Here is a 6808-nt window from a genome sequence, read left to right on the forward strand (position 1 = left end):
CTCCTCACGCGCCGGGAAATGCTGGCCGCGCTGGCATCCGTCGCCGCACTGCCGCTCGTCTCCGCCTGCGGCGTCGCCCGCACGCCGCCGGCGACCGCGGTAGCCCCCGCGACCGACGCCGACCGGAAGGCCATCGCGCTCCTCGACCGCATCGGCAACGACCTGCTGAACCTCTTCCCGGAGTCGGCGACCTCGCTGGGGCTCGACGTCGGCGCGCGGGCTGGGCTCCGGGCGCGGCTGGCCGATCGCTCGCCGGCGGGGCAGCGGCGCGTGGCGCAGCAGCTTCGCGCGGACCTGGGCCAGCTCGCGGCTGTCGATGCGAGCCGCCTCTCGCATTCGGTGCGGACCAGCGTGGAAGTCGTGCGCAGCGCCTACACGACGGCGCTCGAGGGCTTCGCGCTCCCCTACGGCGACATCACCGTGGGCGGATGGCGCAACACGCCGTACGTCGTCATCCAGAACGTCGGCGCGTACCTGGACGTGCCCCGCTTCCTGGACAGCGATCACACCGTTGAGAACGCCGCCGACGCCGAGGCGTACCTGGCGCGGATGCAGTCGTACGCGCGGCAGCTGGATGGCGAGCTGGAGCGGGTCCGCGCGGCGCGCGGGATGGGTCTGGTTCCGCCTGCCTTCCTGCTGGACAAGGCGCTGACGCAGATGCGCCTGTCCGCGCAGAACGCGCGTGAGGGGGGCACGCTGGTGGAGTCGCTGGAGCGCCGGACGCGCGCGATCCCGGGTGACTGGGCCGGCCGCGCCCGGCGGATTGCGGCGAGCGAGATCGCGCCCGCGCTGGACCGGCAGATCGCGGAGCTGGAGGCACAGCGCGCCATCGCCACGAACGACGCAGGGATCTCGGCGCGGCCGCACGGGGCGGAGTTCTACCGGTGGGCGCTCAAGGCATCCACCACCACGTCCATGTCGCCGGACGAGGTCCACGAACTGGGCCGCAGCGAGCTGGCCCGGCTGCACGGGCAGATGGACGCGATCCTCAAGCAGGCCGGCTACACGCAGGGCACGGTGGGCGAGCGGATGAACGCGCTGGCCCGCGATCCCCGCTACAAATTCGCGGAGGGCGATCCGGGCCGCGCCGAGATCCAGGCGTTCATCGACGACCGGCTGGTGTGGATTCGCGCGCAGATGCCGCGGGCGTTCAACACCGTCGTGGATCCGCACATGGAGGTGAAGCGCCTGCCGCCCGAGGAAGAGCCGGGCGCGCCCGCGGCGTACGGCGGCGCCGGCTCGGTGGACGGCGCCATCCCCGGCCGCTTCTGGATCAACCTGCGCACCACGGACCTGCACAGCCGCTACAGCCTGGCGGACCTGACGTTTCACGAGTCCATCCCCGGCCACATCTGGCAGGGCGAGTACACGCACGGCATGCCGCTGGTGCGGCAGATGCTGGCGTTCAACGCGTACTCCGAGGGGTGGGCGCTCTACGCCGAGCAGCTGGCCGACGAGCTGGGCGCGTACGAAAGCGATCCCATCGGCCGGCTGGGCTACCTGCAGTCCATCGCGTTCCGCGCCTGCCGGCTGGTGGTGGACACCGGCCTGCACGCCAAGGGGTGGACGCGCGAGCAGGGCGTGCGGTTCTTTGTGGAGGTGAACGGATCGAACCCGCTGGAGGTGGCCAGCGAGGTGGATCGCTACTGCTCGTGGCCGGGGCAGGCGTGCGGATACAAGGTGGGGCACAGCGAGATCAACCGGCAGCGCGAGCGTGCGCGCGCCGCCCTGGGCGCGCGCTACGACCTCAAGGCCTTCAACGACACCGTCGTCCGCGGCGGCAACGTCCCCCTCGACGTCCTCGCCCGCAATGTGGACGAGTACCTGCGGGGGTAGGGCGCCTGCGCAACCCTCATGGCCCGCAGCCGATCATCAGGCTGCGGGCCACTCGACGTTGATCAGGTCGTGTTCAGGCAGGACGCCGAGCTGACCGCGCGCGGTGTCTAGGTCGTCGCCGAAGGCTGCTGCGTCGTCGGAACTCAGACGTGGTAGGGAAGCCAGCAGTCCAGGTAGGTCACCGAGACGCATCCCGATCGACACGGGGCGCAACTCCGCCACTGCGCGACCGCCGCGCATCAAAACAAAGTGTTCGCCCCGGAAAGCAACCCGGTTGACGTACTCCGCAAAGTTGCGGGCGACTTCGGTGACGGACGGAGAAGAACGCATTAGCTGGTCCCTGCTCGTTGGTAACCGCACGAATCAGATTACCGATTCGCGGACGTTCGTCCAGCGGGCGCCCCGCTGGAGCCAGCGAGTTGTACGCCGCCATTGCTCGTGACCAAGGCTGGCGGGCGTCCTAAGGTTCACTAACGAGCGGCCTCAGCGCCGGAACGAGCGGCCTACACGAACGTTACCGAGTCCCACGTCCACCCACAGCGCCGTTTACGCCACGCTGCTCCCCGTGGGTTGCAGGGCAGGCGCGTGCGACGGTTCGGGCCCGTCCGCACTTCCTGGTCATTGCATCAAGCGCCTGAGGGTGGCCGCCTGGCTGCGGAGCCTTTTCGCCTGAGCCTCGCCTGTGAGTGCGTTGGCGCGGTCCAGGTTGATCGCAAGCTCCTGAAAGCGCCGCGCATCCTCCTCATCCTCAAAGCGCAGTTCGTTGCCCCCGGCGGGGCGCACGCGCGGATCCATGCGCACCAGGTGCCGGTGGAAATCCTGCATCGCTTCCATCAGCCGAAGCTCCTCGGGGGCATGGCGCGCAAAGTCGCTCGGCAGGAGCGCGCGGATCTCCGCGGCGGGCAGCCCCGACTGCCGCGAGAGCGCCGCGGTGCGCTCCGCCATCCAGCCGTCGGAAGCCTTTTCGAGCTCCGCGAGGGCCGCCGCGCGCCCGTTGACGAACGCAGCCACGTCCGGATAGCTGCGCGCGTTCGCCTGAAAGGCCGCCGTCTTCCACGCGGCGGGCTGCTCGTACCCGGTAATGCCGTGGCGCTTCATAACCGCGTGCCCCCATGCGGCGCGGTCCACCAGAAGCCGGTTGGCCACCCAGAGCCTCTTGGCCCGCACGGAGGTGGGCACCGGCCACCGGGTGCTGTCGGGGGGAGGCGTGTTGGGCGTGGGAGCCGCGAGCCACGCGTCCACCACCATCGTGTGCTCCCGCTCCCGCTTCATCTCGGCTTCCTCGGTCGCGCCCTGGTCGGCCGCGGTCGACAGTCCGTACAGAAAGCGCCCCGCGAACGCGAACACTACTGCAACGACCACCCATCCCGCTGCCGTCCCCCATCCGCGGCCGGTACGCCACGACGGGCGCTCCGGCTGCGCGGGCGCCCGGGGCGGCACGGGCCGGGGTTGATACGCCGCGGCGACGGGTGCGGGGGCCATGCTGGCGCCGCACGCCGGGCAGGTCTGCAAGCGGGCGGGCACGGCGGCGCCGCACGCGTGGCAGGCAGTCAACGACATGGGTGGCAGAGGGCTGGGCCGAAAGGCGCGGGGAGGGTGGGCGGAGCGATCCGCATCCCGTCAAGATAACGGATGAAGCCGCGCGACAACCACACCGGGGCATCGACCGAGCGGGGCTCCCGTCCCGCCGCACGGGTGCCGACGACAGGGAGCCGCGCGGAGAGGCATCGTGCCCTCCGCGCGGCTCTTTCATCCCATCCTGGCCCGCGGCGTTCACAAGCAGTCGCTGTCGTCGCAGAGAGTAGGTGAGACACCGGCCCAACCGGTGGTGGTGCGCCCCCACGCCACCGGCGAGCAGCTGGCGGCCTCGGGGGGGATCACCTGCGTCTTACGGGTCGAGCGTGGGAACATTGGCGTCCGCAAGCGCTTGGCGGATACTCGCAAGTTCCGAGGCGACAGAGCGCCCAATGTGGTCGGGAGAATACCTGCCTTTGATCCGAACCGAAGTGGTGGCGGGCTGGTACCCGCCCGTAACCCACGACATCGCCGTGGGATAGTCCGGATTGCCCTCCCATGATGGACCGCCCTTCCAGTCACCGTTCTGCGTGCGCTCAAGAGTACTTGTGACGAAGTACTGCCCAGGGAGCGTGTTGATGGTCGTTACGGAGCGAGCGCCTCGGCCGGAAGTGGAACGCGTAGCACTGTATTCACAGACAGTCGCTTGATACGCTGCCGTCCTCTGGTCGCGGTAGCGACGGAGTTCGGCCACTGCCACGCTGTCGAACTTCGCCATCCGCTCAGTATAGCTCCCGCCAGCTGCAGGATCCGGCGACTCCATGAAGTACTTCTTTGCAGTCGTAATCCTGGCCACGGCCTGATCTCTCGACGCATTTGTGAATGCCGGCACGGCGTTCTCGCAGGTCGGCGGCTGCGAGTGGAGGCTCGATGAAGCTGCGAAGAGGGCGAGAACGGCAAACACTCTGGCTTTGTACGGCATCGGTCATCCTGTCTTGGGTACGGAACTGAACAGCGCATCGGCGAGTCGGCACGGGCTACGTGTTGCCGTGATCGCGAGGCTTCGCCCATGCGGCCCTGAGGGTTGGATGGACAAGGCGGCGATATTCCCAGAACACCTGCTGGTACGCCTGTATCGATCAACTTCCGTTTCGCGAAATGGCAGTGACTCTCAGCGTGCAGGCGTGGCAACATCAACGGGGACGCTCCTCGCCAGCAGGAGCGCCCCCGTTCTGTAGCTTGGATACCGGCCCGCGGCGTTCAGCAGCAGCTGCTGTGGTCGCAGGAGTAGGTGATGGGCATGTCGGGACAGATCAGACAGGGCGCCGTGTTGTCGTTCGTGGACGCGCCGCAGTACTGCGTGCACCCGCCGGTCGATTCCCACTGGCCCGTTACCGTGCCGCGGTCCGCAGACACGCTCTCCTCAACCTGGAACTGCTCGACATCGAGATCCTCGACCCTCCAGCACCAGCTTCTTCCTCAGGGGCCCTCCGGCGGATGTGAGTGCATGCACGGCGGTGACCGTTCGGTGCCTGACAGACTGTCGCATCAGCGGCGGCGAAAACGCCACATAGCGCTTCACGAGAGTTGAGAGCGCCGAGGGTGCAGGACTCTTTCTGCACCATGTCTCGTCCCGCGCCAAAAGAGCCCGGTGCGCGTCCCGGCAACCCGGGATGAGCCAGCATCAGAATGCGCACGCGGTGAGGAGCGGAGTCGAGTTCTGAGACTTATCGCGGGCGGGTGATGGAAACGTCAGACCAGGAGGGCGGGGCGAAGACGTAGCCCGTAAAGGATCCCACCGTGCCGCCGAACACGGCGCCGAGGCTCGCTCCCAGGGGCGACAGAGCCAGGCCCCAGCCTCCCTGGAGCGCCATTGCCCCGCCCAGCAGCAGCCCGCCGCCCACGGCGCCCACCCGCCCGCCGATCCGATCTCCGCGCGCACGATCCGCGCGCAGGCTCACCTGCAGGCGGGTAACCTCCGCCCGCGACACGCTTGGGGGTGCATCCCCGCCGCGCAGAAAGAGTGAATCCGCCGAGAATCCGGTCAGGCGGGCCCTCGCCATGGGGCGATCCGCGGTGGAGAAGCGAACCGGGGCGCCCCGTCCGGGCAGGACCGCGCCGCCGGGAATGCCCCGCGAAACGTCCACGGGCGCGGGGGCACGGGGCGGACCTTCGCGCGCATACATCACACCGCCCACCGCGGAACTGACGATCAACGCGTTGATGAACACGGGCACGAACTCCTCGTCCCCGGCAACGGCGCCGAGCCCGGCCCCGGCGCTGACGCCCACGATGACAAAGGCGTACTTCAGCAGTTCGCCCCGTGCCGCGCCCGGCGCCTCCAGCCGTGCGACCGCGCCCGCCGGCACCTGCGCCAGCCCGATCTCGGGCGAGATGATGTGGAGCGTGTCGCCGCTTGCGCCAACCACGATGCCGGGAATCCCTCCCCCGTGCCCCTCGTGAAGGTACAGCGTCACCCGTGATCCGCTGGTGAGGGGTCTGGGTTCACCCCGCGCCTGGGCCGGCGCGGGAGCGGCGGCCAGGAGGGCGGCGCAGAGCAGCAGAAATCGCATCGGGCACTTCCGCGGGTGAGTGTTGGTGATCACCGGCATCGCACATCGCCGGCCAGTTCTCGCCACGAGCCGGACGGAATTCCGCGTCATCAAGTACTGTACGGGGCCGTCGCAGCCCGGCTCGCAGCGGTTCGCGGCAGGTCAGCCGCTGCACGTGCTCCTCGCCCGTGGACGGGCGTGCTCCCCACTTCCGCGCCGCGGGGTGGACGCCCGGCATCCGCCGCCCGTATGATTCCACCCCCTCCTCTTCACGACATGCAAGTACCCAGAATCCGGCCCGGTCCCCATGCTTCGTCCCTGCCTGCAATCCCGGTGGCTCCGCGGCGCGGTTGTCATGGCCGCACTCCTGCTCGGCGCGGCGCCGGCCGTGGCGCAGCGCGGCGCGATTCTGGGCGACGTGCCGGCCCAGGTGCGGCCCGGTGCGCGATACGTCATCTACCTGCACGGGCGCATCGTGGAAGAGAAGGGCGCCCACCCCTCGGATGAGCGCTTCGGGACGTATGAGTACTGGCAGATCCTGGACTCCCTCGCCGCATCCGGCGCCGAGGTGATCGCCGAGCAGCGCCCGCTGGGCACGGACTTTCGCCAGTTCGGCGCTCACGTGGCGGACCAGGTGCGCCGTTTGCGCGCGGCGGGCGTTCCGGCGGAGCGGATTGCGGTGGTGGGATTCTCCAAGGGCGGGGCGATCGCGATGGTCGCGTCGGCGCTCCTCGCGGAGCCGCGCATTCCGTTCGTGTTCCTGGCCTCGTGCGGAGACTGGGTGCAGGGACGCGACGACATGAACGTGCGCGGGCGAATCCTCTCCGTCTACGAGGCCTCGGACGAGATGGGGACCTCGTGCGAGCCCCTGTTCCGGCAGGCGAGCGCGCCGGGCGAGCACCGGG

General features: G+C 69.5%; 7 protein-coding genes. 2 read left to right on the forward strand and 5 right to left on the reverse strand.

All coding sequences use genetic code 11. The features are described 5' to 3' along the window. Positions 1-1836, forward strand: a 1836-nt coding sequence (locus tag VF665_RS24710; protein WP_331056162.1) for a DUF885 domain-containing protein, incomplete at its 5' end; no start/stop codon positions are given. A 36-nt stretch (positions 1837-1872) separates the two neighbouring features. On the opposite strand, the gene VF665_RS24715 is transcribed toward VF665_RS24710, so the two are convergent. From VF665_RS24715 to VF665_RS24735, 5 genes are all read right to left on the reverse strand, one after another. Further along, positions 1873-2166 (reverse strand): hypothetical protein, encoded by a 294-nt coding sequence (locus tag VF665_RS24715; protein ID WP_331056163.1) that lies wholly within the window; start codon positions 2164-2166, stop codon positions 1873-1875. Positions 2167-2454: 288 nt separating this feature from the next. Further along, entirely contained in the window at positions 2455-3396 is a 942-nt protein-coding gene (locus tag VF665_RS24720; RefSeq protein WP_331056164.1) for a zinc ribbon domain-containing protein, read from the reverse strand. A gap of 328 nt (positions 3397-3724) precedes the next feature. Further along, positions 3725-4333 (reverse strand): hypothetical protein, encoded by a 609-nt coding sequence (locus VF665_RS24725; protein ID WP_331056165.1) that lies wholly within the window; start codon positions 4331-4333, stop codon positions 3725-3727. A 278-nt stretch (positions 4334-4611) separates the two neighbouring features. Continuing rightward, positions 4612-4767: a hypothetical protein gene (locus VF665_RS24730; RefSeq protein WP_331056166.1), complete on the reverse strand. Its 156-nt coding sequence runs from the start codon at positions 4765-4767 to the stop codon at positions 4612-4614. A 311-nt stretch (positions 4768-5078) separates the two neighbouring features. Continuing rightward, positions 5079-5924, reverse strand: a complete 846-nt coding sequence (locus tag VF665_RS24735) for a hypothetical protein (RefSeq protein ID WP_331056167.1) — start codon at positions 5922-5924, stop codon at positions 5079-5081. A gap of 334 nt (positions 5925-6258) precedes the next feature. Here VF665_RS24735 and VF665_RS24740 point away from each other — a divergent pair. Next, on the forward strand, positions 6259-6808 hold a 550-nt coding region (locus VF665_RS24740; RefSeq protein ID WP_331056168.1), incomplete at its 3' end, for a hypothetical protein.

It is taken from the genome of Longimicrobium sp., assembly GCF_036387355.1.
Classification (GTDB): Bacteria; Gemmatimonadota; Gemmatimonadetes; order Longimicrobiales; family Longimicrobiaceae; genus Longimicrobium.

Excerpts from the sequence above, each read along its gene's own strand:
- VF665_RS24720 (WP_331056164.1), bottom strand. The coding sequence starts at position 3,396 with ATGTCGTTGACTGCCTGCCACGCGTGCGGCGCCGCCGTGCCCGCCCGC.
- VF665_RS24715 (WP_331056163.1), bottom strand. The coding sequence starts at position 2,166 with ATGCGTTCTTCTCCGTCCGTCACCGAAGTCGCCCGCAACTTTGCGGAG.
- VF665_RS24735 (WP_331056167.1), bottom strand. The coding sequence starts at position 5,924 with ATGCGATTTCTGCTGCTCTGCGCCGCCCTCCTGGCCGCCGCTCCCGCG.
- VF665_RS24725 (WP_331056165.1), bottom strand. The coding sequence starts at position 4,333 with ATGCCGTACAAAGCCAGAGTGTTTGCCGTTCTCGCCCTCTTCGCAGCT.